We start from the raw sequence: 25,511 nt of genomic DNA, 5'->3' as shown, positions 1-25,511 counted from the left end.
AACTTCAACCAATGACTCAATCTCAACACGCTACCCTGCTCGTCGAGCTGCTGACCGAAGAACTGCCGCCGAAGGCGCTCGCCCGTCTCGGCGACGCCTTCGCCGAAGGTATTGCGCAGCGCCTCGCGGTGCGCGACCTGATCGAAGGCGAGCCGTCGTTCGAACGCTTTGCTACGCCGCGTCGTCTCGCGGTGACGATTCACAACGTGCGCGCGGTCGCGCCGGAAAAACACGTGCGCGAAAAAGTGCTGCCGGTTTCCGTCGCGCTCGATAAAGACGGCCAGCCCACCGCGCCGCTCGCGAAGAAACTCGCCGCGCTCGGCTTCCCCGACTTCACGGTGAACGACCTCGAACGCGCCCAGGACGGTAAAGCCGAAGCGTTCTTCCTGCGCTACGCGGCGCCGGGCGCGACGCTCGCCGACGGCTTGCAGGGCGCGCTCGACGAAACGCTCGCGAAGCTGCCGATTCCGAATCCGATGACGTATCAGCGCCCCGACGGTTCGAGCGTGAAGTTCGTGCGCCCGGTGCATCGTCTGACCGCGCTGCACGGCGAGGAAATCGTGCCGGTCAGCGCGCTCGGCATCGACGCCGACGACACCACGCTCGGCCACCGCTTCCTGTCCGAAGGCTTCGTGCAGATCCAGCACGCGCAGTCGTATGCCGAAACGCTCGAACACAGAGGCCGCGTGGTCGCGAGCTTCGCGAAGCGCAAGGAAGCAATCCGCTCGCAACTGCTCGCGCAAGCCGGTGACGACAAGGTCGTGATGCCCGAAGCGCTGCTCGACGAAGTGACGTCGCTGGTCGAATGGCCGGTCGTCTATGAGTGCCGCTTCGAGGACGAATTCCTGCAAGTGCCGCAGGAATGCCTGATCCTGACGATGCAGACGAACCAGAAGTACTTCGCGCTGACCGATGCGAACGGCAAGCTGCGCTCGCGCTTCCTGATCGTGTCGAACATCGAGACGGCGACGCCGGTCGAGATCGTCGAAGGCAATGAGCGCGTGGTGCGTCCGCGTCTCGCCGATGCGAAGTTCTTCTTCACGCAAGACAAGAAGAAGCCGCTCGCGGATCGCGTGCCACTGCTCGCGAACGTCGTTTATCACAACAAGCTCGGCTCGGCGCTGCAACGCGTGGAGCGGCTCGAAGGGCTGGCCGGCGCGATCGCCGCACTGACCGGCGCCAACGTCGCGCTCGCGACGCGCGCCGCGCGCCTCGCGAAAGCCGACCTGATCACCGACATGGTCGGCGAATTCCCCGAGCTGCAAGGCACTATGGGCACGTACTACGCGCGCCACGACGGCGAGCCGGAAGAAGTCGCGCTCGCATGCTCGGAACACTACCAGCCGCGCTTCTCGGGCGACGCCTTGCCCTCCACTGCGACCGGCACCGTCGTCGCGCTCGCCGACAAGCTCGAAACGCTGGTCGGCATCTGGGGCATCGGCCTGCAGCCCACCGGCGAGAAAGACCCGTTCGCGCTGCGCCGTCATGCGCTCGGCGTGCTGCGCATTCTGGTCGAGAAGCAGCTGAACGTCGACTTCGTCGAGCTGCTGCGCATCGCTTATGCGCAATTCTCCGGCGTGCCGAACGTCGCCGATTCGACCGACGCGATCTACGAATTCAGCATGGACCGCCTGCGCGGCCTGCTGCGCGAACGCGGCTACGCGGCTGGAGAAATCGACGCGGTGCTCGCGCTGAACCCGACGCGGCTCGACGACCTCGTCGCGCGCCTCGACGCGGTGCGCGAGTTCGCGTCACTCGCCGAAGCGGCGTCGCTCGCGGCGGCCAACAAGCGTATCTCGAACATCCTGAAGAAGTCGGAAGGCGTGACGAATGGCGGCGTGCAGCCCAGCTTGCTCACCGAGGCAGCGGAGAAGGCGCTCAACGCGCAGCTCGAACAGGTCACGCCGCGCGTGCAATCGCAACTGGCCGTGCGCGACTACACCGGCGCGCTGACGGCGCTGGCCGCGCTGCGCGAACCGGTGGACACGTTCTTCAACGACGTGATGGTCAACGCCGAAGACCCCGCGTTGCGCGCGAACCGTCTGGCTCTGCTCGGCGCGCTGCATCAGCAGATGAACTGCGTCGCCGATATTTCCCGACTCGCCGCCTGAGCACCGCGCCATGCCGATCAAGAAAGTGGTGATCCTCGACCGCGACGGTGTGATCAACGTCGACTCCGACGCGTTCATCAAGTCGCCGGACGAATGGGTCGTGCTGCCCGGCTCGCTGGAAGCGATCGCACGCCTGAACCAGGCCGGCTATCGCGTCGCAATAGCGACGAACCAGTCGGGCATCGGCCGCGGTCTGTTCGACATGGATGCGTTGAACGCGATGCATCTGAAGATGCACCGGATGGCGGCAGCGGTCGGCGCGCGCATCGAAGCGGTGTTCTTCTGCCCGCACACGGCGGAAGATCAATGCGAATGCCGCAAGCCGAAGCCCGGCATGCTGAAGATGATCACCGAGCGATTCGAGGTCGATCCGGCGCATACGCCGACGGTCGGCGATTCTCTGCGCGATCTGCAGGCGGGCGCTGCGCTCGGTCATCCGGTGCATCTGGTGCTGACCGGCAAGGGCCGCAAGACCCTCGCCGCGGGCGGCTTGCCCGAAGGCACGATCGTGCACGACGACCTGCGCGCGTTCGCGCTCGACTTTCTCGCCGACGCTCAGGAATAAACGCGCGCACCGCGCTCCCACCCCCCACCGACCACGCCGATGCGCTTTATCCGTTCCCTGCTGCTGCTGATTTATTTCGTTGTGTTCACGGTGCCGTACGCGACCGCGTGCTTCATCGCGTTTCCGTTCCTGCGCGCGCAAAACCGCTACTGGATGGCGGCCGGCTGGTGTCGTCTGACGCTGTGGACGGTGCGCTACCTGAACGGCATCCGCTACCGCATCGAAGGTTTCGAGAATCTGCCCAACGGCCCGGCCGTGCTGCTGTCGAAGCATCAGTCGGCGTGGGAAACGCTCGCGTTTCCGGCGATCATGCCGCGCCCGCTGTGCTACGTGTTCAAGCGCGAGCTCTTGTATGTGCCGTTCTTCGGCTGGGCGCTCGGCATGCTGAAGATGGTTCACATCAACCGCAAGGAAGGCAAATACGCGTTCGTATCGGTCACGAACCAGGGCAAGGCCCGCATGGCCGAAGGCGCATGGGTCATCATGTTTCCGGAAGGCACGCGCACGCCGACCGGCAAGCAGGGCAAGTACAAGACCGGCGGCGCGCGCTTCGCGATCGCGACCGGTGCGCCCGTCGTGCCGATCGCGCACAACGCGGGCCGCGTGTGGCCGCGCAACTCGTTTCTTAAATATCCGGGTATAGTCACGGTGTCGATTGGCAAGCCGATCGACACGACGGGGCTCACGCCCGACGAAGTGAACACGCGCGTCGAGCAGTGGATCGAAGCCGAGATGCGCCGCATCGATCCGACTGCCTACAGCGCGGCGGCTAACGATTCCGCCGCCGCTCCCATCTGACGCGCCACGCCCTCGAACTCCGAAGGCGTATTGCGCGAAGCGAAGCCGATGCAGAAGTCTCCTACGCCGCAGCCCGCCGCGGCGCTCGAAAACCGGCAGCTCGATCTCCCGCTCTTCGCCGAGCCGGGGTCGACGTCGTCGTCTCCGTCACCTTCCGCGCCGGGTTCATTGGGCTCAACGCCGGTCAGGCCGCCCGTCGCGCCGCTCGCGCCGGACGGCAGCAGGCTGCGCTGTCTCACCATCGGTTCACGCACGCTGCATTACGCGCTCAAGCGTTCCGCGCGCCGCTCGATCGGCTTTGCGATCGACAGCACCGGCCTCACGATCACCGCGCCGCGCTGGGTCACGCTCGCCGATATCGAAACCGCGATCACCGAAAAACAGCGTTGGATTTTTACGAAGCTGATCGAATGGCAAACGCGCGTCGAGCAGCGTGCATTGCCGAAGATCGACTGGAAAGACGGCGCCGAAGTGCCCTACCTCGGTCAGCCGGTGCGCGTGACGCTCGGCGCGCCGCAAGGCATGCTCGCGTTCAGCGCCGAACATGGGTCGCTGCAATTGCCGCTGCCGTTGCAAGCCGACCCGCAGCAGATCAAGGATCGCGTGCAGGGCTGGCTGCAAGGAGAAGCGAAGCGGCTGTTCGGCGAGCGTCTGGCGATCTACGCGCAGAAGCTGGACGTCAACTATCGCGCGTATGCCTTGTCTTCGGCGGCGACGCGCTGGGGCAGTTGTTCGAGCGACGGCAAAATCCGCCTGAACTGGCGGCTCATCCACTTTCCGCTGTCGATCATCGACTACGTCGTCGCGCACGAGCTGTCGCATCTGCGCGAGATGAATCACAGTCCGCGCTTCTGGCAGACGGTCGAATCGATTTTTCCGGAGTTCCGCGAGGCGCGGCAGACACTGAAGTCGCATCCGCCGGAGCTGTTGCCGACGCTTTGAGGCCGGGCGCTATCTATGCGAGAGCGCTTTCGCGGACTGCAACAGATCGTCGAGCATCACGCCGCGCCTGTCCGGGCTCGTGTCGCGGCCGGTCATGAAACACAGCGCCGCGATTGGCAGTCCCGCACGGTCGCGAATCGGCGCTGCCATACAAAGCCTGAACGCATTCGAGAGTCCTTCGGTGCAGCAGTAGCCTCGTTCTTTTGCGGCCTGCACGTCGTTCAGGAAATCGTCGAATTCGATATTCACCCCGTTGTCGAGGATGAAATCTTCGGCCGGAATGAGCGCGCGAATCTCGTCGGCATTCAGGTGACCTAGCAGCAGACGTCCCGTGGCGGTCCACGGAATCGGCACTCTCACGCCGATGTCCGAACTGATGTTGAATGGCCGGGCACTGTTCTCGGATAAAACGACCGTGTACTTGTTGCCTTCCAGCATGCACAGCTGCGTGGTCTCATCGTACTTCCGTACCAATGCCAGAATGGATTGATGCGCGCGGCTAATCAGATCGTTGTGCGTTGCATAGTCGGACCCGTAGTAGTGCATCTCGCGCCCGAAGAACACGCTCCCATCCGCGGCCGTCTCGAGCCAGCCCACTTCCGCGAGAATCGCGACCAGCTCGTAAATGCTCGAACGCGGCGCGCCGGTCGCCTCGATTAATTCGCGCATGGTCAGCGGGCGTTGGGCGACGTGCAATTGCCGGAACATCGCGATGACGCGATCCACGCCTCTCGCCCGAGACGATTCTGTTACAGCCATGCGTTCACTCCGTAAAGCGTTCATCCGAGCGGTTGTCTTTCAAGCGACGTGAGTTTATCGCGCGGCAGACCCGCGAAAGCGACTTTCAGGCCACGACAGATCAATGGTCGAGTACTCTGTGCAGAAATTGCCGCGTGCGTTCGTTCGCGGGATTGACGAAGATCTGTTCCGGATCGCCCTGCTCGGCGATGACGCCCTTGTCCATGAAGACCACGCGGTCGGCGGTCTTGCGGGCAAAGCCCATTTCATGCGTGACGACGACCATCGTCATGCCGTCGCGCGCGAGCCCACGCATCACCTCGGTGACCTCGCCGACCAGCTCCGGATCCAGCGCGGACGTCGCCTCGTCGAAGAACATGATGCCGGGCTCGACCGCGAGCGCTCGCGCAATCGCCACGCGTTGCTGCTGACCGCCCGACAACTGGCTTGGATAGTGTGCCGCGCGGTCCGCGAGCCCGACGCGGTCGAGTGTGTCCATGGCGCGCTTGCGCGCGTCGTCCAGACTCATGCGGCGTGCCTTGATAAGCGCGAGCGTGACATTGCCGAGCGCGGTCTTGTGAGGAAACAGATTGAACTGCTGGAAGACCATGCCGACATGGCCACGAATCTCTCGCGCTCGGCGCGGATCATGCATGGGCACATCGTTGACCCAGACCTCGCCGGAATCGGTGGTCTCCAATCCCGCCATGATTCGCAAGACGGTGCTCTTACCCGAGCCGGACGCGCCAATGAGCACCAGCACCTCACCCGAGCGAACCTCGAGATTGATTTCGTTCAACACCCGAGTCGAACCGAATGCTTTGCTGACGCCCGTCAGTGAAATGATGGGTCTGGTTTGGCTTTGGTTACTCACGACAATCTCCTGCGGTCATGATGGCGCACCCATTGCGAGAGCGGGAAGCACACGGCGAAGTAAATGAGGGCGACGAGTCCGTAGATTTCCACGGGCTTTCCGACCCGGTCGACGATGGCCTGGCCACCATGCATCAACTCGGACATTCCGATCATGCTGACGATCGACGTGTCCTTGATGAGCGACAGATACTGACCGACGAGAGGCGGCAACACGATCTTTCCCGTCTGAGGCAGCACGACGAACGAGAACGATTGAGCCCGCGTGAGGCCGAGGATCTGAGATACCTCCCATTGACTTTTGGGTACCGCCTCGATCCCTGAGCGGAAGATTTCGGCGATGTAGGCGCCCTGATAGACGCTCAAGCCGATGACGCCGGCTGCGAAGACGTCGATCGCGTAACCGAAGTACGACACGCCGAAATAGATGAACATCAGCGTGATGAGTACCGGCGTGCCGCGAAACAGCTCCGTATAGAGTCTGGCAATGCGGGCTGTGCCCCACGGTCCGAACGACCGCAAGACGGCGGCGAAAAGGCCGATCAGCGTGCTGCCCACGATGGACGCAATGGAAAGCAACAGCGTCGTCGCCAGACCCTGCAGCAGGATTGAGAAACTGGTTTTCAGCAATTCGACTGACATGATCCAACTCCAATCCGGGAATCAGGCCCGTTTCGTCCGGCGCATAATGCCGGTCCCGAAACCGGTGCGCGCCGGCATGACGAGGGGAGGATGAAAGATCCGCGCTCCGAGCTGGTCCGCAAGCCAGGACAGTACGTTACTGAGCACGAGATACGCGACGAGCGTCACGCTGAACGTCTGAAGGTAGAGAAGCGTCCGCGAGTTGATCACGGTCGCAGTGCCGGTCAACTCCGGCAACGCAATGGCGGACAGCAGCGACGTACCGAGCAGCAACTGGATCAGGTAGTTGACGATGGCCGGATAGACCGCGCGCGTCGCCTGCGGTAGCACGACCTCGACGAAGATCTGCGCGCGTTCGAGACCGAGAATGCCGGCGGCCTCGAGTTGGCCGCGCGGCACCGACTGTATGCCGGCGCGGAACACTTCCGATAGATAAGCACCGACGTTGACGCCGAGCGCAATGACGCCCGCCCAGTATGCGTCGAGCGAAATACCCGCCGACGGCAGACCGAAGAAAACGATGAAAATCTGCAGGAGAACAGGCGTGTTGCGGATGATTTCAACGTAGCCACGAGCAATCAACCGAAATGGCGCGAGCGGAGAAGCGCTGGCAAGCGCGGTCAACAAACCGAGGACTAGCGCCAGTACGAATGCCAGCACGGTCACTTGCAACGTTAGCCAGCTCGCGCTCAAAAACTCGGGCACGTAGCCCCACAGAGTGAGCCACTCGTAACTCATCTCACCCTCCGCATCGTTCGGGTTTCAATGGATATCGGCATCTCCCGCTCCTCAAAACTGCGGATTGAGCGGGTAGCGCGGATCGGTGCCGAACCACTTGTTGTAGAGCTGCGCGTTGAGCTTCGACGCATTGACGTTGAAGAGGAACAGATTCAGGTAGGTGAGCCATTCCTGATCGCCGGCCTTGACACCGAACGCGTTGTATTCGAGCGGGACCAGCGCTTCGTTCGTGACGGCAAGTTCAGGATCGAGCTTGGCCTGATACGCGAGAAAGTTGTTGTCCTCGATCATCGCGTCGGCCTGCCCCTGCTTGACGGCAAGAATCGCAGCCTGCGAGCTGTCGTATTCCTGGATCTTGATCGGGATATTCAGCGAGCGCACTTCGTCGCCATTGGTCGAGCCCTTGACCGTCGCAATCGTGCGACCGCCCATGTCCTTGATCGACTGAACGCCACTATTTTTTCTGACCAGCAGTGCTTCGCTGGCAACCACGTAGGGGGTCGTGAATTCGATTACCTTCGCGCGCTCCAGATTACGCGTGAAGTTGCAGAACACGACATCCACTTTGCTGGTCTGCAGATTCGGAATCCGATTCGCGCTCGTCGTATTCACGACCTCGAGCTTCACGCCCATCTGCTTCGCGAGTTCCTTCGCGAGATCCACGTCATAGCCGTCTGGTTGGCCGTCCTTGTTATAGAACCCGAACGGCGCGAACGTCAGGCAGTCGCCGACGCGCAGCGTGCCTCGCTGCAGCACGGCCTGAAGCGTCGAGGGGGATGCCGCCGCGCTCTGCCCTGGCGTGGCAACCTTGGTGCAGCCGGTGATTGCGAGCAATCCAGCAACAGCGAACAGAAAGGCGGCTTGGGCGCCTCGTTTGGCAAGCTTCATGGCAGGGTCCTAAGCGGAGAAGAGTGGTCCGGAGCGGACGAATCGGCTTCAGCGCCTGTGTGCACGCTCAACGAATCGCCGGGTCACGCATCGATTGTCCGATATATCAGACTGCTATCTGACAAACCGGATTGATGCTGAGTGTTGGACACTAATATCAAACCGGCAACCGCACACAAACCCTTATTGCCTATACTTTTTTGTTCAAATAAGTCGGATCGAATTCCACGAGGCGCATCGAGTCCGCGGTGGGCCGGGCGGGCGGCGCGGCTTCGGGCTCAAGCTATACGGCAATCATTTACAATTGCCGCAGGTCGACGCATTTATCCACAAACTATCAAAGGAGTCCTCATGCGAATCTTGCATACTATGCTTCGAGTCGGTGATCTGGACGCATCGATCCGGTTCTACACCGAAGTTCTAGGAATGCGCCTGCTTCGAAAGAACGACTACCCGGACGGGAAGTTCACCCTCGCATTCGTCGGTTACGAGGACGAGTCCGAAGGCGCGGCGATCGAACTGACATACAACTGGGACACGAGCAAGTACGACCTCGGAACCGGCTACGGTCACATCGCCCTTGAAGTCGACGACGCCTATGCGGCATGCGAAGAAGTGAAGAAACGCGGCGGTGTCGTTACACGCGAAGCTGGGCCCATGAAACACGGCACGACTGTCATCGCCTTCGTCGCCGATCCGGACGGGTACAAGATCGAGTTGATACAGAAGAAGGGGCGAGTCGACTGACGTCCGGTGGCGGGCACGAGTCGCGCTGGCAGCCAGAACGATGAAAACACAGCCCGGCTTCACGTTGCACCCGGCGAATTGACGCCGGGCGAATTCGCCCGGCAATCTTGCCTCGTGCCGACACCATTAAAAAACGCCGACGACTGACGCTCGGCGTTGCCCGCAAGAAAATCAGGCAACTCAGACGCATCAACGACCGGCATCCGAGCGCGCCCACCGACATCCCTACGGCTCGGCGCACGCTCACAGAAGACAGGGCTTCGGCTCGCGCAGGCAGGTTTGCTATCGTATGGCCTTCGCCGCGCACCGGACCGACCGGCTCGCCGTGCACTCTCCACCTCTTCACCCACCGCCATGAGCACGACCACCGCCTTGCCCGCGCGCCGCGCCCCGGATAGCTTCGCGATCCTGTTGATGATCGGCCTGTGCGCAATCTGGGGGCTGCAGCAAGTCGCGATCAAGACCACCAATGCGGCGGTGCCGCCGGTCTTTCAGGCGGGACTGCGCTCGACGATCGCGGCGCTGCTCGTGTGGGCATGGGCACGCTCGCGCGGCACGCCGCTCTTTCGCGATGACGGCACGCTCGGCGCGGGCCTGCTCGCGGGCGTGCTTTTCGCGGCCGAGTTCGTCTGCATCTTTCTCGGCCTGACGCTGACGAGCGCGTCACGCATGGCGGTCTTTCTGTACACGGCGCCGTGTTTCACGGCACTCGGCCTGCACTGGTTCGTCGATGGCGAACGCATGCGGCGCATCCAGTGGCTCGGCATTGTCGTCGCGTTCGCGGGGATGGCGCTCGCGTTCGCGGACGGCTTCCTGCACACGGACGCGGGCACGGCTGCAAGCGCGGCAAACGGCTCGACGTTCGCGGGCGCGGCCGGCGATGCGCTCGGCGTGCTCGGCGGCATCGCGTGGGCCGCGACCACGGTGATCGTGCGCGGCTCGCGGCTCGCGCGGACGAGCGCGAGCAAGACGCTGTTCTATCAGCTGACTGTGTCGGCGGTGGTGCTGCTCGCGCTGGCGCTGGGGCTCGGCGAGGTGCGCGTGGAAAGCGTGACGCCGCTCGCGCTCGCAAGCCTCGCGTATCAAGCTGTGATCGTCGCGTTCGTCAGCTATCTGTTGTGGTTCTGGCTGTTGACGCGTTACATCGCGTCGAGGCTGTCGGTGTTTTCGTTTCTGACGCCGCTGTTCGGCGTCACCTTCGGCGTGCTGCTGCTCGGCGAGTCGTTCAGCGCGCGCTTTCTGATCGCCGCGCTGCTGGTGCTGACCGGCATCGCGCTCGTCAACGCGCCGGCGAAACGGTAAGCGGGCTCGACGGCGGCGCCCTGCCGCCGTCGAGCGTCGAGTCTATTCCGGCGCAGCGGCCGAGCGCGCCGCCACCGCCTGCGCCACACTCACGTATTCGGCGACCGGCACGTCCTCCGCGCGGCGTTGCAGATCGAAGCCGAGCGCGTCGAAATCGACGGTGTCGCGCAGCGCGGCAAGCGTGTTGCGCAACATCTTGCGACGCTGCGAGAACGCCGCCGTCACCACCCCGCCGAGCACGCTTTCGTCGACCACCGGCAGTTCGTGCCGCTCGTACGGAATCATCCGCACGATCGCCGAATCGACTTTCGGTGGCGGCTGGAACGACTCGGGCGGCACGTCGAGCTGCTTGTCGATCACGTAGCGGTACTGCAGCATCACCGACAGGCGACTGAACGCCTTCGTGCCCGGCTCCGCCACCATCCGCTCGACCACCTCGTTCTGCAGCATGAAGTGCTGATCGATCACGCGCTCCGCGAACGTCGCCAGATGAAACAGCAGCGGGCTCGAAATGTTGTACGGCAGATTGCCGACGATGCGCAGCGACGCCTTGTCGCCCGGTGCCGCGAGCGAGCCGAAGTCGAACTCGAGCGCGTCGCCCGCGTGCAGTTCGAGCAGGTTGCCGAACTTCGTCTTCAGACGGCCGATCAGATCGCGGTCGAGTTCGACCGCGTGCAGCGGCGTCTCGGGCGTCGCGAGCCGCTCGATCAGCGGCTCGGTCAGGGCGCCGAGGCCCGGCCCGATCTCGACCATGCGCTCGCCGCGCTGCGGCCGGATCACGTCGACGATCGAATCGATCACGCCCATGTCGACCAGGAAGTTCTGACCGAAACGCTTGCGCGCGAGATGGCCCTGGTGCCGGCCTTGCTGTCTGCTGGTGGACATCGGAGAAACGCTAGAAAGAAAACTGCTTGAGAATGAAAGACGTCACGGTGGAAACACGACGCCACGCGGCGCGTCACGAGCACCGCGACCGCCCACGCTACTCGCGCCTCAGCCCGCGCGACGATGCTGCGCCATCGACACCGCCGTGTCGATGGCGGCCATCAGGCTACCCGCGTCGGCGCGGCCGGTGCCGGCCAGATCGAGCGCGGTGCCGTGATCGACCGACGTGCGGATGATCGGCAGGCCGAGCGTCACGTTGATCCCTTCGCCGAACGTCGCGAATTTCAGCACCGGCAGGCCCTGGTCGTGGAACATCGCGAGCACGCAGTCGGCTTCGTCGAGATAACGCGGCTGGAACAGCGTGTCGGCCGGATACGGACCGCGCGCGTCGACGCCCTCGCCGTTCACCTGCCGCAACGCCGGCATGATCACGTCGATTTCCTCCCGGCCCAGATAGCCGTTTTCGCCAGCGTGCGGATTGAGCCCCGTCACGAGGATGCGCGGCGCGGGCAAACCGAAGTGGTGACGCAGGTCGTGATCGATGATGCGCAGCGTTGCAACGAGGCTTTCGATCGTCAAAGCCGCCGACACGTCCTTCAGCGGCAGATGCGTGGTCGCAAGCGCGACGCGCAGCGGCCGCTTGCCGGTGCCCGCGAGCATCATCACGACGCGCGGAGTATGGGTGCGCTCGGCCAGATATTCGGTGTGGCCGGTAAACGGCACACCGGCGTCGTTGATCGTGCTTTTTTGCAGCGGCGCGGTGACGATCGCGTCGAACCTGCCGGCCACCGCGCCGTCGATCGCCGCATCGAGCAGATCGAGCACATAGCGGCCGTTCGCGGCGTCGAGCTTGCCTGCCTGCGCTGGTGCGCCAAGCGAGTGATGTTCGAGCCGCACGCGCGGGCCTGGCGCGAGCAGCGCCGCCCAATCGACGCCGACCGCGCGCGCGCGCTCAGCGAGCAGTTGCGCATCACCGAGCACGGTGAACTGCGCGTGAGGCCAGTGCGCCGCCGCGCCGGCCAGCGCCTGCGCGGTCAGCTCGGGACCGACGCCGGCGGGTTCGCCGGTCGTGATCGCGATCTGCAGCGGGCGGTGGGTGGGCTGGGCAGCGCTCGTCATCGCATTGGCTCTGTTATTGCACGTTCGCCGTGGCCGGCTTCACTTCGACGTACGCGGTATCGCGCAGCTCGCGCAGCCAGTCGGCATACGCCTGTTCCGCCTTGCGCTGGCCGATGGCCTGACGCGCGAGATCCATCTGCTGCGCAATCGAGCCTTCCGCATCGCGGCGGCCGAGCACCTGAATCAGGTGGTAGCCGTATTCGCTGCGCACCGGGTCGCTGATCTGACCGTCCTGCAGCGAGTTCATTGCGCGCTCGAACTCGGGCACCGTCTCGCCCGGGCTGACCCAGCCGAGGTCACCGCCTTGCGACGACGAGCCGTCCTGCGAGTAGGTGCGCGCGAACTTCGCGAAGTCGCCGCCGGCGGCGATCTGGTTGCGGATGTCGAGCAGCTTCTGGCGTGCCTGCGGTTCGGACAGACCGTCGCCGACGCGCAGCAGAATATGGCGCACGTGCGTCTGCACGAGCTTCGGCGCCTCCGCGCTGGTGCCCTGGCCGGCACGGCGCTCGACCAGACGCACGATCTCGAAGCCGTCGTTGGTGCGGATCAAATCCGGATTGATCTCACCCGGACGCAGTGCCGACGCGGCCTTCACGAACTCGGGCGGCAGCTTCGACGGCGCGAGGAAGCCGAGATCGCCGCCGTTCTTCGACGCGTCCGGCGCCTGCGAATTGGCTTTCGCGAGCTTTTCGAAATCCGCGCCGCCCTTCGCTTCGGCGAGCAAACCCTCGGCCTTCTTCTGCGCCGCCTCGATGTCGGTCTCGGACGCGTTCAGCGGCGCCTTCACGAAAATGTGCTGGACGTGCAGGTCGTTCGTCTGGCCAGCGCCCGGGCCGCGCTGGCTGGCGATATAGTTCGCGACCTCGGCGTCCGTCACCGTGATCTTGCTGTCCACTTCCTTTTCGCGCAGACGCGACAGCGTCAGCTCCGTGCGCGCGTCGCTCGAGAAGGTGGTCCAGGGCACTCCTTGCGCTTCGATGCGCGCGCGGTACATGGCGAGCGACATGTTGTTCGCCTGCGCGAGACGCTCGAGCGTGCGCTGCACGGCCGCGTCGTCGATGGTGATGCCGTCTTCCTTGGCCTTCTGCAGCTGGATGCGCTCCAGCACCATCTGCGTGAGCACCTGCTGGCGCAACTGGTCCGTCGGCGGCACCGGAGCGTTCTGCTGGTTCAGCCGGTGCGCGATCAGACCGACCCGCTCGTCGAGCTCGCGCTGCGTGATGACACCGTTGTTGACCACTGCGGCGATGGTGTCCACCGTCTGGCCGCTATTGCCGGCCAATGCCTGCGCCTGTACCGACGCGACTGGAACGAAGGACGCCGCGGCGACGAGACCCGCCGCGAGTATTGCCAAGCGAAGCTGTTTCATGATTGCCACAGATACTCCAATGATGTCGGGCGCTTCGCCCGTCTTTTCGCAAGCCGTGAATGACCGGGCGACCGTCATTCGTAGTTGGTGAACCGCGACTCCGGCGGTGGCGGTGGCGGCAACGGCATGTAGCCAGCCACACTGCTGCGGAACGCGGTCATCAGCCCGTTGTCGACGCTCGACAAGCCCTTGAACGTCAACTGCGCCAGAAACCGTGTGCTCGACTGATTCTGTCCCGACGAGTTCAGGCCGTTCGCGTAGCGCTGGATGCCGGCGCCGAGCGTCCAGCAGTCCGCGTCGTATTGCAGGCCGACCAGGCCGTCGACGACACGGTGGCCACCCAGGTCGTAGTTGAACCGGCCGACACCGTACATCCGGTGCGTCAGCGGCCATTGGCCCGAAATCAGCACCTGATTGATCGGCTGGTTGTCGAGCGTGGTGTTGGCGCGCGTGTAGCGGTACGCGACGTTGATGACCTTGCCGCTCTCCGGACTGAACCCGAAGCCGACACTCGTCTTCGTGAGCTGGTTATTGTCCGCATTATATTGGAACGCCGTTTCCGAAGCGAAACCGGCGCCCAGCTTGATCGACGCGCCCGCGATCAGGTCCGAGTGCGTGGCCTGGGTACTGGTCTGGGTCGGCGTCAGCGTGACGCGCTGATCCCGGAAGTAATACTGCTGCGCGATCACGAAGCGCGCGCGCTCGTCGCCAGTGGACGGGTTGATGAAGCGCGTGGTGAGACCGGCGGTCAGGCGGTTCGCGTCGGCGATCCGGTCGTTACCGACGAACGTATTCGGCGTGAAGATTTCCGCGAGACCGAAGTCGGATTCGGCGGTATCGAACAGCGGCGCGTTGTTCTGGTTGCGGTACGGCGTGTACACGTAGTAGAGGCGCGGCTCCAGCGTCTGGATATAGTCCGCGCCGAAAATGCGCACCGAGCGCTCGAACGTCAGTCCCGTGTCGAACGTGAAGGTCGGAATCGACTCGGTGAAATTCTTCTGCGCCCCGGGCACGTTCGCCAGATCGGTGCCGATGTTGTTCAGGTTGTACGACGCAAAGTGCCACTGCACCTTCGGCGTGACGAAGTAGCCCGGCCCCACCACCGAATACGACAGGTACGGATTGAACAGTACCCGCTGGCCTTCGCTCAGATCCGCGGTGGTGATGCGGAAGTTCGTGTAGTCGGCTTCGGCGCCGAAATCGAAGCCGCCGATGTTGTACTTCGCGTACTTGACGTTCAACTGCGGCTCGCGGCCGTACGGCGCGACCGACGGCTCCAGCGTCTGCCAGTGCTGCTCACGCGCGAGCACGGACCACGGTCCGTTGTTGTAGGTCAACCCGGCTTCCTGCTGATACAGGAGCTGGGTGCCGTTCATGAACTGGTTGACCGACGACGACAGGTCTTCCGGATAGGTGTTGTCCGAAACCTTGTTGTAATAGATGTAGCCGCCGAAGCCGTTACCGAAATTCTGGTTGTGCTGGATGTACAGCGCGTAGCGGTTGGTCTTCGTCAGGCGATCGTCGGGCAGAAATTCACCGGTGATCGACCCGGAATACGTCGGCGACAAATAGCGGAACGTGCTCTGCAACTGCACACCGCGCTTCGAGATCAGACGCGGCGTGACCGTCAGATCGCGATTCGGCGCGATGTTGAAGTAATACGGTACCGACAGCTCGAAACCGTTCGTCGAGCTCAGCGAGAACGTGGGCGGCAACAGGCCGCTGCGCCGATCGCCCGACAGCGGGAACGACAGCCACGGCGAGGCGAACACCGGCACGCCCTGGAAGAACAGCACGCTGTTGTAGGCGACGCCTTCGTCGGCGCCGGTGTCGAAATCGAATTCGCTGCCCTTGATGTACCAGGCCGGATTGTCCGTGCACGCGCACGCCGTGTAGGTGCCCTTCGTGAACACGGAGCGCTCCGCGTCGAGCAGGTCGACGCGCTGCGCGCTGCCCGAGCCGCCCGTCAGCGTGAAGTGGTATTTCGGCGCGGTCATGAAGCCTTCGGTCGAATCGACGCGCAGATGCGCTTCGGGTCCGATGAAGGTATTGCCGGTATTGATCACGTGGACATTGCCGTACGCATCGGCCATGTCCGTGTCCTGATCGTAGTGCAGGTCGTCGGCCTTGATCACGGACGTGTTGTGCCGCACTTCCGCCGAGCCCTTGGCGGCCAGATCCTGGTCGATCGTGCCGCTCGCGTGGTCGCCGAGCACGAAGGTGGCCGGCCGCTGGCCCGTTTGCAACGGATGATCCTCGAGCTGCGGCGCAAGCTGCATGCCCCACGGCGGGTAGACCGCCTGCGGTTGCGCAGCTTCCCCCACCAGCTGGGCGTGCGCAAGCGCGGGCATCAGGCCCGGAACGGCGATCAGCGCCGCGACGAGCCGCCTTTTGCGCGGCACTACTGCACAGGAAGGAGTGGTATCGGAAAGCTGTCTGGGCGGCATGTATCGTTTGGCGAGTCGACCCGTGCGCAAGCTTCCGTCGTCACGATCCACCGCCTGCACACCGCGACCGTTAGAGTCGGCTGCACGTCTGGATTCCCAATTTGCCGAGTGATAAGGCGGGCGGTAAAACGGAGCACGCGAAAGCTGGCGTGTGAGTCGCGTCAAAAAAGTCGTGGGGTATTATATGGCAAGACGTTGTCCCCAAGAATTTGCCGCCGCTTTTCATGACGCTGCCTTCCACCCAAGATTTCACCGACACCCGTCTCTCCCTGCTCAAGGCCTGGCTGCAAGGCCACGCGGCGCGCCATGCGCTCGAGCCCGACACCCTCGTTCCGGCCTCGTCCGACGCCAGTTTCCGCCGTTATTTCCGGCTCGCCGGTAAGGCGGCGCAAGGCAATGGCGCGGCCACGCTGATCGCCGTCGACGCGCCGCCGCCCGAAAAATGCCGCGAATTCGCACAGATCGCGCAATTGCTCGCCGCCGCCGGCGTGCACGTGCCACGCGTGCTCGAGGTCGACTTCGACGCGGGCTTCATGCTCGTCACCGATCTCGGCACCGCGTCGTATCTGGGCGCGCTGACCGACGCGCAGGCCGCGGGCGACACGCGCGCGGCTCGCGCGCTGATGCGCGACGCGCTCGACGCGCTGATCCGCTGGCAGCTCAGCTCGCGCGAAGACGTGCTGCCGCCGTTCGACGAAGCGTTCCTGCACCGCGAGCTGGAGCTGATGCCCGAGTGGTTCATCGGCCGGCACCTTGGCCGCGAGGTCGATGCCGCTACGCGCGCGCTGCTCGATCGCACGTTCGCGCTGCTGATCGCGAGCGCACGCGCGCAGCCGCAAAGCTTCATGCTGCGAGATTTCATGCCGCGCAATCTGATGATCGCCGAGCCGAACCCAGGCGTGCTCGACTTCCAGGACGCGGTGTACGGGCCGATCACGTACGACGTCGTGTCGCTGCTGCGCGACGCGTTCCTCAGCTGGGACGAGGAGTTCGAGCTCGACTGCTTCGCGTACTACTGGGAGCGCGCCAAAAAAGCCGGCCTGCCGGTCGATGCCGATTTCGGCGAGTTTTACCGCCAGCTCGAATGGATGGGGCTGCAGCGGCACATCAAGGTGCTCGGCCTGTTCTGCCGCATCAACTACCGCGACGGCAAGGCGCATTACATGAACGACCTGCCGCGCTTCATCGGCTATGCACGCAAGGTGGCGGAGCGTTACGCGCCGCTGCGCGGGTTCGCGAAACTGCTCGACGACCTCGACGGCCGCGCGCAGGAAATCGGCTACACCTTCTGACCGATGACGATGTCCGTAAAGAAAGCGATGATTTTCGCCGCGGGCCGCGGCGAGCGCATGCGTCCGTTGACCGACGCGTGCCCGAAGCCCTTGCTCGAAGTGGGCGGCAAGCCGCTGATCGTATGGCAGATCGAACGGCTCGCGCGGGCCGGCATCCGTAGCATCGTGATCAATCATGCGTGGCTCGGCGCGCAGCTCGAAGCCGCGCTCGGCGACGGTTCGCGCTGGCAGGTCGAGCTGCGCTACTCGCCCGAGCACGAGGCGCTGGAGACCGCGGGCGGCATCGCGCAGGCGCTGCCGCTACTGACCGACGACGGCGCGGATCAGTTGTTCGTCGGGGTGGCCGGCGACGTGTACACCGATTACGACTACGCCGCGCTGCACGCGCACGCCGGCCGGCTGAAGGCGCTGCCCGTGCCCGGCATGCATCTGGTGATGGTGCCGAATCCTGCGTTTCACCCGAACGGCGACTTTGGTCTCGTCGACGGCGTGCTGTCGCTCGATGCGCAGCCGCGCCTCACGTTCGGCAGTTTCGGGCTGTACGACACGCGCATGTTCCGCGATCTGCCGCGTGGCACCCGGCGCGCGCTGAGCCCGTATTACCGCGGGACCATCGCGCGTGGGCTCGCGAGCGGCGAGCTGTACGAAGGCTTGTGGGAGAACATCGGCACCCAGGCGCAGCTGGAAGCGCTCGATCGGTTGCTGCGGGCGCGCTGAGCTTTACTTCGCCGGGCTCTCACCTGCCCCGACTGCTTCCGCTCTTTCCACCGCATCCGTGGTCTGCGCGGCGCGCTGCTGCAGCGCCCACATCTGCGCGAACAAACCGTTCGCGCGCAACAGCTCCGCGTGCGTGCCGCGCTCGACGATGCGCCCTTTGTCCATCACGATGATCTGCTGCGCGTGCACGACCGTCGACAGCCGGTGCGCGATGATCAGCGTCGTGCGTTCGCGCGCGATCAGGTCGAGCTCATGCTGGATCGCGCGCTCGGAGCGTGAATCGAGCGCGGACGTCGCTTCGTCGAACAACAGGATCGGCGGATTCTTGAGTATGGTCCGCGCGATCGCGACGCGCTGCTTTTCGCCCCCGGACAGCTTGAGCCCGCGCTCGCCGACCGGCGTGTCGTAGCCCTTCGGCAGACTCTCGATGAACTCGTGGATATGCGCGGCGCGCGCCGCCGCGATCACTTCGTCGCGCGTCGCCGACGGCCGACCGTACGCGATGTTGTAGTAGATAGAGTCGTTGAACAGCACCGTGTCCTGCGGCACGATGCCGATCGACGCGCGCAGCGAATCCTGCGTGACGTCGCGAATATCCTGCCCGTCGATGCGGATCGCGCCGCCCGTCGCGCGGTCGAGATCGTAGAAGCGGAACAGCAGCCGCGCGAGCGTCGATTTGCCCGAGCCGCTGTGGCCGACCACCGCCGTCGTCGTGCCGGCCGCGATCGTGAAGCTCACGCCGTGCAGAATCTGCCGCGAAGGCTCGTACGCGAAGCTCACGTCGTCGAAGCGCACCTGCGCGCCGCTCACTTGCAAAGCCACCGCATTGGGCGCGTCGGGCACTTCCCGCGGTGCGCCGAGCAGCGAGAACATGCGGTCCATGTCGGTCAGGCTCTGCTTCAGCTCGCGATAGACCACGCCGAGAAAATTCAACGGAATATACAGCTGCAGCATGAACGTGTTGATCAGCACCAGGTCGCCGAGCGTCAGACGCCCGGCCATCACGCCCTGGGTCGCGCGCCACAGGATGAACACGAGCCCCGTGCCGATGATCGCCTGCTGCCCGAAGTTCAGCGCCGACAGCGAGCGCTGCGACTTGATCGCCGCCGCGCGATAGCGCTTCAGGTTTTCGTCGTAACGGCTCGCTTCCCACTCCTCGTTGCCGAAGTACTTGACGGTCTCGTAGTTGAGGAGCGAGTCGATCGCGCGCGAATTCGCCTTCGAATCGAGCTCGTTCATCGTGCGGCGAAAGTGCGTGCGCCACTCGGTGACCTTCACCGTGAACGCGATGTACACCGCGAGCGCGACGAACGTGACGATCGCGTAATAGGCCTCGTATTTGACGACGAAAAAGCCGAGCACGAGACCGACTTCGACGAGCGTCGGCAGGATGCTGTACAGCGAATAGGAAATCAGCTGCGTGATGCCGCGCGTGCCGCGTTCGATATCGCGCGACATGCCGCCCGTCTGCCGCTCCAGATGAAAGCGCAGCGACAGCCCGTGCAGATGGCGGAACACCTTCAGCGCGAGTTGGCGCACCGCGCTTTCGGTCACTTTCGAAAACAGCATTTCGCGCAGCTCGGTGAAGAGCGACGTCGATAGCCGCACCACCGCATACGCGACCACCAGCAACCCGACGCCGCCGAGCAGCACGATGCCGGGCGCGTCCTGCGCGCGGCCGAGCGCGGTCAGATGCCGGACCGATGCAAGGCTATCGACGATGCGCTTCATCACGATCGGCACGCCGAGGTTGGCGACCTTCGCGCCGATCAGGCAGCTGAGCGCGAAGCCGACTCGCCATTTGTAGGTGGCAAGGTATGGCAGCAGCGACAGGATCGTTTGCCAGTCGTTGCGGGGTGCGGTGGAAATCGGCGAGGGTTCGGACGAAGGAGCGCGGCGCATAAATCGTGGGGAGAGTGTGGAGCTGCCGGAGTTCGCAGCGGCGCGCGGCTCGCGCGCTTCGCTGGGTGCTTTCCCGTACAATTCCTGATCTTTCTATTGTCGCAGAAGCCGGTTGGCGGCGCTTTGCATGGCCTACTGTCGAACTGGCCCAGCCATTGCGTCAATGTGCGTCAATACACTCGAACACGTTTCCCAAGGATGTCCCGATGACCGATCTTCTTCAACTTCCGTCCAAGCCGTGCGCGCTGCGCGTGATGCCGCAGCCATCGGACGCGAACATTCATGGCGACGTGTTCGGCGGCTGGATCATGGCGCAGGTCGACATCGCCGGCTCGATTCCGGCAAGCCGTCGCGCGAATGGGCGGGTCGCGACGATCGCGGTTAATTCTTTCCTGTTCAAGCAACCGGTGTTCGTCGGCGATCTGCTGAGCTTTTACGCGGATATCGTGAAGACCGGCAATACGTCGGTGACAGTGTCGGTCGAGGTCTACGCGCAGCGGTTGAGGCTCTCGCAGGAAGTCGTCAAGGTCACGGAAGCGATCCTCACCTACGTTGCCACCGACAGCGACCGCCGTCCGCGCGCGCTGCCCGCGCTGGACTGAGCCGGCGAGGATGCTTAAGCTAGCGGTTCCACGCGTCACGCGCCGCGCCACCCGCTAGCCGTTTCAGCCGATCAGCGCATGAGGCCCGGGGCGCCCCATAGTCGCTCTTCTAATGGAAACGAGATGAAACTAATCGGAATGCTCGACTCGCCCTACGTGCGGCGCGTCGCCATCTGCATGAAGCTGCTCGCGCTCGACTTCGAACACGAGTCGATTTCGGTATTCCGCACCTACGACCAGTTCGCGAAGATCAACCCGGTCGTCAAGGCGCCGACGCTCGTCGCCGACAACGGCGCGATCCTGATGGACTCGACGGTGATCCTGCAGTATCTGGCAGCGCTCTCCGGCCCCACCCCGCTGTTCCCGACGCAAGCCGACGCGGCGTTGCGCGCCGCGCGTCTGACGGGTCTCGCGCTCGCCGCGTGCGAAAAGAGCGTGCAGATCGTCTACGAGCGCAATCTGCGGCCTCAGGAGAAGCAGCATGAACCGTGGGTCGAGCGCGTGCGCGCGCAACTGCTCGCCGCCTATGCCGAACTCGAACGCGAGTTGGGCGAAGGGCCGCTGCCCGACACGCAGCAGCAGTTCAGCGCGGCGGACGTGGCCGTCGCCGTAGCCTGGCAGTTCACGCACATGATGCTGCCGGAGGCGGTCAGCAAGGCCGATCATCCGCGGCTCGAGAAGTTTTCCGCGTTCGCGGAAAGCCTGCCGGTGTTCAAGGACACGCCGGCTCAGTGACCAGCGTTGGACGCGGCACACGGCGACACGCGGCGACACCCGTCGCCGCGTCACGCTCCCCTCACGCCGGCTCCAGCTCCGGCACCAACCCGCCGTGCAGCAGTTCGGAAATCGCTTCCGTCGATAGCGGCTTCGCGAAATAGAAGCCCTGCATTTCGTCGCACGCGCGTTCCTTCAGGAAGTCGAGTTGCGCCGACGTTTCCACGCCCTCGGCGATCACCTGCAACTTCAGCGAATGGGCGAGCGCGATGATCGCCGACGTGATCGTCTCATCGTCGCCCGATACGCCGATATCCGACACGAACGAGCGGTCGATCTTCAAGCGGTCCACCGGGAAGCGCTTCAGATAGCTGAGGCTCGAATAGCCGGTGCCGAAGTCGTCGATCGCGAGACCGATGCCGAGCGCGTGCAGTTCGTTGAGCATCGACACTGCTTCTTCCGCGTTGCGCATGATCGTGCTTTCGGTCAGCTCGAGTTCGAGGTACTTCGGTTCGAGTCCGGTCTCGTCGAGCACCTGCATCACGAGCTTCGCGATGTCACGCTGCTGGAACACCCGCGCCGACAGATTCACCGACACGCGCGCCGGCGGCAAGCCCTGATCCTGCCACGCCTTGTTCTGCCGACACGCCTCGCGCAGCACCCACTCCGACAGCGGCCCGATCAGCCCGCTTTCCTCGGCGAGCGGAATGAACGACGACGGCAGCACGAGCCCGACCTCGGGATCGTGCCAGCGCACCAGCGCCTCGATGCCGACGATCTGTCCGCTGCCGATATCGACCTGCGGCTGATAGTGCAGCAGGAACTCGTTGTCGCGCAGCGCACGGCGCAGGCGTCGTTCGAGATTCAGGCGCGCGCCCGCGCTCGCGTTCATCTCCGGCTGATAGAACTGGAAAGTGTTGCGCCCCATGTCCTTCGCGCGATACATCGCGACGTCGGCCTTCTTCATCAGCGTTTCGGCATCCTCGCCGTCCTGCGGGAACAGGCTCGCGCCCATGCTGCAGCCGACGTACAGCTCGGTGCCGTCGAGCCACACCGGCTCGGCGATCGACGCGCGCACGCGCTCCATCCACGTGATCAGCGATTGCTCGTCGACGGTGTCGGTCATCACGATCACGAACTCGTCGCCGCCGTGACGCGCAACCGTGTCGCTGGTGCGCGAGCAGCGCGCGAGCCGTTCGGCGACCACCCCAAGCAGCCGGTCGCCGACGCTATGGCCGAGGCTGTCATTCACGTTCTTGAAGCCGTCGAGATCGAGGAACACGACCGCGACGCCCGAATGATGCCGCTGCGCGACGACGAGCGCATGTTCGAGCCGGTCGCGCAGCAGGTTGCGGTTCGGCAGCCGCGTAAGGCCGTCGTAGTTGGCCTGGTATTCGAGCTGCTCCTGATAGCGGATCAGCTCGGTCACGTCGTTGATCACGCCGATATGATGGGTGATCACGCCTTCCGCGTTCGGCACCGGCGCGATGAACAGCTGATTCCAGAACAGCGCGCCGTCCTTGCGATAGTTGCGCACCACCGCGCTGACCTCGCGATTCGCCGCGAGCGCTTCGCGGATCAACGCGACGCCTTCCTGGTCACGGTCGTCGCGTTGCAGCACGCGGCAGTCGTGGCCGATCACCTCGGCGGGATCGTAGCCGGTGATGCGCATGAACGCCGGATTCACGTATTCGATCAGATTGCCCGACGGCGACGGCGCGGTGATCAGGATCGCGTTGACGCTCGCGTCGAGCGCCCGGCTTTGCAGACGCAGCGCGAGATCGGCGCGCTTGCGCTCGGTGATGTCGGTGTACGAGCCGAGCACGCCGATCACCTGACCGTCGCCGTCGGTGAACGGCAGCTTGCTCGTGACCGTCGTGCGATGCACGCCGTCGATCACGAAGTCGACCTCGAAGTTCATCTTGGGCACGCCGGTGTTCACGACTTCGCGATCGTGCTCGGTCAACAGGTCGGCGAACGCGCGCCACGCCAGGTCGGCGTCGCTCTTGCCGACCACCTGTTCGGGATACGCGAGCCCCGCGTCGCGCGCGAATGCCATGTTGCAGCCGAGATAGCGCGAGTTCAGGTCCTTCCAGAAGATGCGCTGCGGAATGTTGTCGATCACCGCTTCGAGCATCTGATTCGAGCGCTGCGCTTCGGCTTCGGCGTTGATCTGGTCGGTCACGTCGTCCGCCAGCACGAACGAGGCGTCGCGGCCCATGAAGTTCAGTGCGTGATAGGACACGTTGACGCTGAGGATCGAGCCGTCCTTGCGCCGATGCCGCCAGATGCCCGCCATCGTGTGGCTCTGGCGGAGGTCGGCGCTACGCTGCAGGTGCGTCTCCAGGCGGGCGATTTCCGAGTTCGGGCGGATCGCGCGGATCGTCATGCCCAGAAACTCGTCTTCCGTGTAGCCATATTGCTGGATCGCCGCCTTGTTGACGGCGAGAAAGCACAGCGTGTCGCGATCGAAGATGTACATCGGCACGGTGTGATCGTCGAACAGGCTGCGAAAACGCTCGTCGTTGCGCACCAGCGCGCGGGCGCTGCGCAGCTTTTCGCGCGTGCTGTTCTCGCGCACGCCGAACGTGAGGAACAGCAGCACGCTGCCGGTGAGCATCGTCACGAGCAGCACGAACATCGCGCGCTCGCTGTCGCTCGCCGATGCCGCGAGCGAGGTCTGCAACGAGCGGTTCTCCTCGCTGCGCAACGTGGCGAGCGCGGCTTCGACACCCTCTACCGCGGGGGCAAGATGCGAGTTCGACGGCGCAGGGTCGAGGGATGCCTCGAATGGCGCGTCGAGGGGGGCCGCCCCTGATGCTTCGGTCGATGCCGCGTGCGCCACGCCCGACGCCGCGCCCGACGCCGCGCTTGCCGCTCCGGGCAGGTCACTCGCATGGTTGCGCAGCGTGTCCTCGAGATCGTGCTGCAACGCGCGCCGCGCCGCGCTCAGGCTGGCGAGCGCCCCCGACATGTACGGCTCGCTCGCGAGCTCGTCGCGCAGTGATTGCTCGCGGCTCGCGAGTGTGTTCGTCATCGAAGCGGCCGCGTCGGGCGGCACCGGCTTGCCCGATTCTTTCAGGCGGTGCAGAGCGGCGAGCGCGTTATCGAGCGCGGCGTGATACGCATCGAGGTTCTGGCGCACGCTGGTCGAGCGCGCGAGGCGCGCATCGGCGTCGCGCTGCCCGCGAATCTGCGTGTACGCGACGAACGCGTTTGCACCGACCGCGACGACCACGACCGCAATATTGATCAGCAGTCGCTTCGATAGAAAAGGATTCATGGGTTCCGAACGTCAATCGTTCCGAGGGCGGGAGAGCGCGCTCGCTGCCGGTGCGTCGGGCCGCATCGATGCAAGTCTTTTACGCGCCATCCTTTGGATATCGGCAGCGACCGGAAGCGGGTTGAGGGTCGGCGTGAAAAAAATCTGATGATTTGGGGGAAGGCTGCGAGTTGGTGGGGGCGCCTGGCTGGGAGCGGCTGGCCGGCCGCGCCTAGCCGGCCGCGCCTAGCCGGCCGCACCTAGCCGGCCGCACCTAGCCGGCCGCTCCAAATTCCTTCATCGCCGGGACGAAATCGTGGCTCGCCTCGGGCTTGCGCGACAGCTTCGCGAGCACATAGCGCTTGAAAGGATCGAGCTCGGCCCAGCGCGCGACGCTCGGCGCGGCGAGACCGGCCAGCCCCGCCTGATGCGCGACACCGTCGGGCACGCTGTCGGTTTGACGCCAGGCCGGCGACTCCTCCGGCGTAAACCACTCCGGTTCGACGTTCGCGTGCGTGCGCAGCATCTCGAACAGCGCGTGATCGAAATTCGGTTCGATCTGCGTGTCTTCTTCGACCGGGAAACGCGCGAGCAGCTTACGATCTTCGAGCGGCAGTTGCTGCCACTGCACGAGCGTGATGCGCAGCCCGAAACGGTCGAGATTGAAGCGCACCGACATCGGGATATAAGTGAAATTCTCCGAAGACGCGACTTCGAAGTCGAACAGAAGCGGTGCTTCGTTGAGTCCCATGTCAGTGCTCCTTGTCGGTGGCGGACAGCGTGCGGGCGTCGCTTGAGGTATTTTAGAACTTATTCGCGCGACGGCGCCCCGCGCGGCAGCCGCCGCGAAGCATACGG

22 protein-coding genes are annotated in these 25,511 nt (G+C 64.4%); 10 read left to right on the top strand and 12 right to left on the bottom strand.

Going from position 1 to position 25,511, the window contains the following annotated elements; all coding sequences use genetic code 11:
* The first annotated feature begins 11 nt into the window (after positions 1-11).
* The 4 genes from glyS to OKW41_RS42845 are packed head-to-tail and all read left to right on the top strand — an operon-like array spanning position 12 to position 4,416.
* Complete coding sequence (gene glyS / locus OKW41_RS42860) at positions 12-2,111, top strand: glycine--tRNA ligase subunit beta (RefSeq protein WP_429576162.1); 2,100 nt, start codon at positions 12-14, stop codon at positions 2,109-2,111.
* A gap of 10 nt (positions 2,112-2,121) precedes the next feature.
* Positions 2,122-2,676 carry a D-glycero-beta-D-manno-heptose 1,7-bisphosphate 7-phosphatase gene (gmhB, locus tag OKW41_RS42855; protein ID WP_429576161.1) on the top strand — a complete coding sequence of 185 codons (555 nt, stop codon included), beginning with the start codon at positions 2,122-2,124 and terminating at the stop codon, positions 2,674-2,676.
* Between the two features lie 39 nt (positions 2,677-2,715).
* Positions 2,716-3,474 carry a lysophospholipid acyltransferase family protein gene (locus tag OKW41_RS42850; RefSeq protein WP_429576160.1) on the top strand — a complete coding sequence of 253 codons (759 nt, stop codon included), beginning with the start codon at positions 2,716-2,718 and terminating at the stop codon, positions 3,472-3,474.
* 48 nt (positions 3,475-3,522) lie between these two features.
* The gene (locus tag OKW41_RS42845; RefSeq protein ID WP_429576159.1) at positions 3,523-4,416 is read left to right on the top strand and encodes a M48 family metallopeptidase; all 894 of its coding nucleotides are present in this window, start codon (positions 3,523-3,525) and stop codon (positions 4,414-4,416) included.
* A 9-nt stretch (positions 4,417-4,425) separates the two neighbouring features.
* Here the strand turns inward: OKW41_RS42845 and OKW41_RS42840 are convergent, their stop codons facing one another.
* The 5 genes from OKW41_RS42840 to OKW41_RS42820 form a co-directional block, all read right to left on the bottom strand.
* Positions 4,426-5,175 (bottom strand): IclR family transcriptional regulator, encoded by a 750-nt coding sequence (locus tag OKW41_RS42840; RefSeq protein ID WP_429576158.1) that lies wholly within the window; start codon positions 5,173-5,175, stop codon positions 4,426-4,428.
* A 100-nt stretch (positions 5,176-5,275) separates the two neighbouring features.
* Positions 5,276-6,028, bottom strand: coding sequence for an amino acid ABC transporter ATP-binding protein (locus OKW41_RS42835; protein ID WP_429453188.1), 753 nt, complete (start codon positions 6,026-6,028; stop codon positions 5,276-5,278).
* Positions 6,025-6,669 (bottom strand): amino acid ABC transporter permease, encoded by a 645-nt coding sequence (locus OKW41_RS42830; protein WP_429576157.1) that lies wholly within the window; start codon positions 6,667-6,669, stop codon positions 6,025-6,027. The genes OKW41_RS42835 and OKW41_RS42830 overlap by 4 nt, the downstream gene beginning before the upstream one ends.
* A 21-nt stretch (positions 6,670-6,690) precedes the next feature.
* The gene (locus tag OKW41_RS42825; protein ID WP_429576156.1) at positions 6,691-7,407 is read right to left on the bottom strand and encodes an amino acid ABC transporter permease; all 717 of its coding nucleotides are present in this window, start codon (positions 7,405-7,407) and stop codon (positions 6,691-6,693) included.
* A gap of 51 nt (positions 7,408-7,458) precedes the next feature.
* Positions 7,459-8,295: a transporter substrate-binding domain-containing protein gene (locus OKW41_RS42820; protein WP_429453192.1), complete on the bottom strand. Its 837-nt coding sequence runs from the start codon at positions 8,293-8,295 to the stop codon at positions 7,459-7,461.
* Between the two features lie 351 nt (positions 8,296-8,646).
* On the opposite strand from OKW41_RS42820, the gene gloA reads away from it, so the two are divergent.
* On the top strand, positions 8,647-9,042 hold the full coding sequence (gloA, locus tag OKW41_RS42815; RefSeq protein WP_018419422.1) for a lactoylglutathione lyase: 396 nt from the start codon (positions 8,647-8,649) through the stop codon (positions 9,040-9,042).
* A gap of 354 nt (positions 9,043-9,396) precedes the next feature.
* Positions 9,397-10,344 carry a DMT family transporter gene (locus OKW41_RS42810; RefSeq protein ID WP_429576155.1) on the top strand — a complete coding sequence of 316 codons (948 nt, stop codon included), beginning with the start codon at positions 9,397-9,399 and terminating at the stop codon, positions 10,342-10,344.
* Positions 10,345-10,386: 42 nt separating this feature from the next.
* On the opposite strand, the gene rsmA is transcribed toward OKW41_RS42810, so the two are convergent.
* The 4 genes from rsmA to OKW41_RS42790 all read right to left on the bottom strand — a co-directional run bounded on the left by rsmA (position 10,387) and on the right by OKW41_RS42790 (position 16,164).
* Positions 10,387-11,229 (bottom strand): 16S rRNA (adenine(1518)-N(6)/adenine(1519)-N(6))-dimethyltransferase RsmA, encoded by an 843-nt coding sequence (rsmA, locus tag OKW41_RS42805; protein ID WP_184034614.1) that lies wholly within the window; start codon positions 11,227-11,229, stop codon positions 10,387-10,389.
* Between the two features lie 108 nt (positions 11,230-11,337).
* Positions 11,338-12,348 carry a 4-hydroxythreonine-4-phosphate dehydrogenase PdxA gene (gene pdxA, locus OKW41_RS42800; protein ID WP_429576154.1) on the bottom strand — a complete coding sequence of 337 codons (1,011 nt, stop codon included), beginning with the start codon at positions 12,346-12,348 and terminating at the stop codon, positions 11,338-11,340.
* 13 nt (positions 12,349-12,361) lie between these two features.
* Complete coding sequence (locus OKW41_RS42795; protein WP_429453197.1) at positions 12,362-13,726, bottom strand: peptidylprolyl isomerase; 1,365 nt, start codon at positions 13,724-13,726, stop codon at positions 12,362-12,364.
* A 65-nt stretch (positions 13,727-13,791) separates the two neighbouring features.
* Positions 13,792-16,164, bottom strand: coding sequence for an LPS-assembly protein LptD (locus OKW41_RS42790; protein ID WP_429576153.1), 2,373 nt, complete (start codon positions 16,162-16,164; stop codon positions 13,792-13,794).
* Between the two features lie 224 nt (positions 16,165-16,388).
* Between OKW41_RS42790 and OKW41_RS42785 the strand changes: the two genes are divergently transcribed.
* Together OKW41_RS42785 and murU are read left to right on the top strand one after the other, a co-directional pair.
* Positions 16,389-17,456, top strand: a complete 1,068-nt coding sequence (locus tag OKW41_RS42785; protein ID WP_429453201.1) for an aminoglycoside phosphotransferase family protein — start codon at positions 16,389-16,391, stop codon at positions 17,454-17,456.
* 3 nt (positions 17,457-17,459) lie between these two features.
* Positions 17,460-18,173, top strand: a complete 714-nt coding sequence (gene murU, locus OKW41_RS42780) for an N-acetylmuramate alpha-1-phosphate uridylyltransferase MurU (protein ID WP_429576152.1) — start codon at positions 17,460-17,462, stop codon at positions 18,171-18,173.
* A 3-nt stretch (positions 18,174-18,176) separates the two neighbouring features.
* On the opposite strand, the gene OKW41_RS42775 is transcribed toward murU, so the two are convergent.
* Positions 18,177-20,075 carry an ABCB family ABC transporter ATP-binding protein/permease gene (locus tag OKW41_RS42775; RefSeq protein WP_429576151.1) on the bottom strand — a complete coding sequence of 633 codons (1,899 nt, stop codon included), beginning with the start codon at positions 20,073-20,075 and terminating at the stop codon, positions 18,177-18,179.
* A 206-nt stretch (positions 20,076-20,281) separates the two neighbouring features.
* Between OKW41_RS42775 and OKW41_RS42770 the strand changes: the two genes are divergently transcribed.
* Together OKW41_RS42770 and OKW41_RS42765 are read left to right on the top strand one after the other, a co-directional pair.
* A complete protein-coding gene (locus OKW41_RS42770) occupies positions 20,282-20,677 on the top strand; it encodes an acyl-CoA thioesterase (protein WP_090803024.1) in 396 nt (131 codons plus the stop codon).
* Positions 20,678-20,800: 123 nt separating this feature from the next.
* Positions 20,801-21,412, top strand: a complete 612-nt coding sequence (locus tag OKW41_RS42765) for a glutathione S-transferase family protein (RefSeq protein WP_429576150.1) — start codon at positions 20,801-20,803, stop codon at positions 21,410-21,412.
* Positions 21,413-21,473: 61 nt separating this feature from the next.
* On the opposite strand, the gene OKW41_RS42760 is transcribed toward OKW41_RS42765, so the two are convergent.
* A complete protein-coding gene (locus OKW41_RS42760; RefSeq protein ID WP_429576149.1) occupies positions 21,474-24,674 on the bottom strand; it encodes a sensor domain-containing protein in 3,201 nt (1,066 codons plus the stop codon).
* Between the two features lie 253 nt (positions 24,675-24,927).
* Positions 24,928-25,404, bottom strand: coding sequence for a nitrate reductase associated protein (locus OKW41_RS42755; protein ID WP_429453212.1), 477 nt, complete (start codon positions 25,402-25,404; stop codon positions 24,928-24,930).
* Between the last annotated feature and the right edge of the window lie 107 nt (positions 25,405-25,511).

Source organism: Paraburkholderia sp. UCT70 (assembly GCF_050434085.1).
GTDB lineage: Bacteria > Pseudomonadota > Gammaproteobacteria > Burkholderiales > Burkholderiaceae > Paraburkholderia > Paraburkholderia tuberum.
The sequence above is the reverse complement of the archived record's forward strand: the minus strand, read 5'-3'. Positions and strand labels throughout refer to the sequence as shown.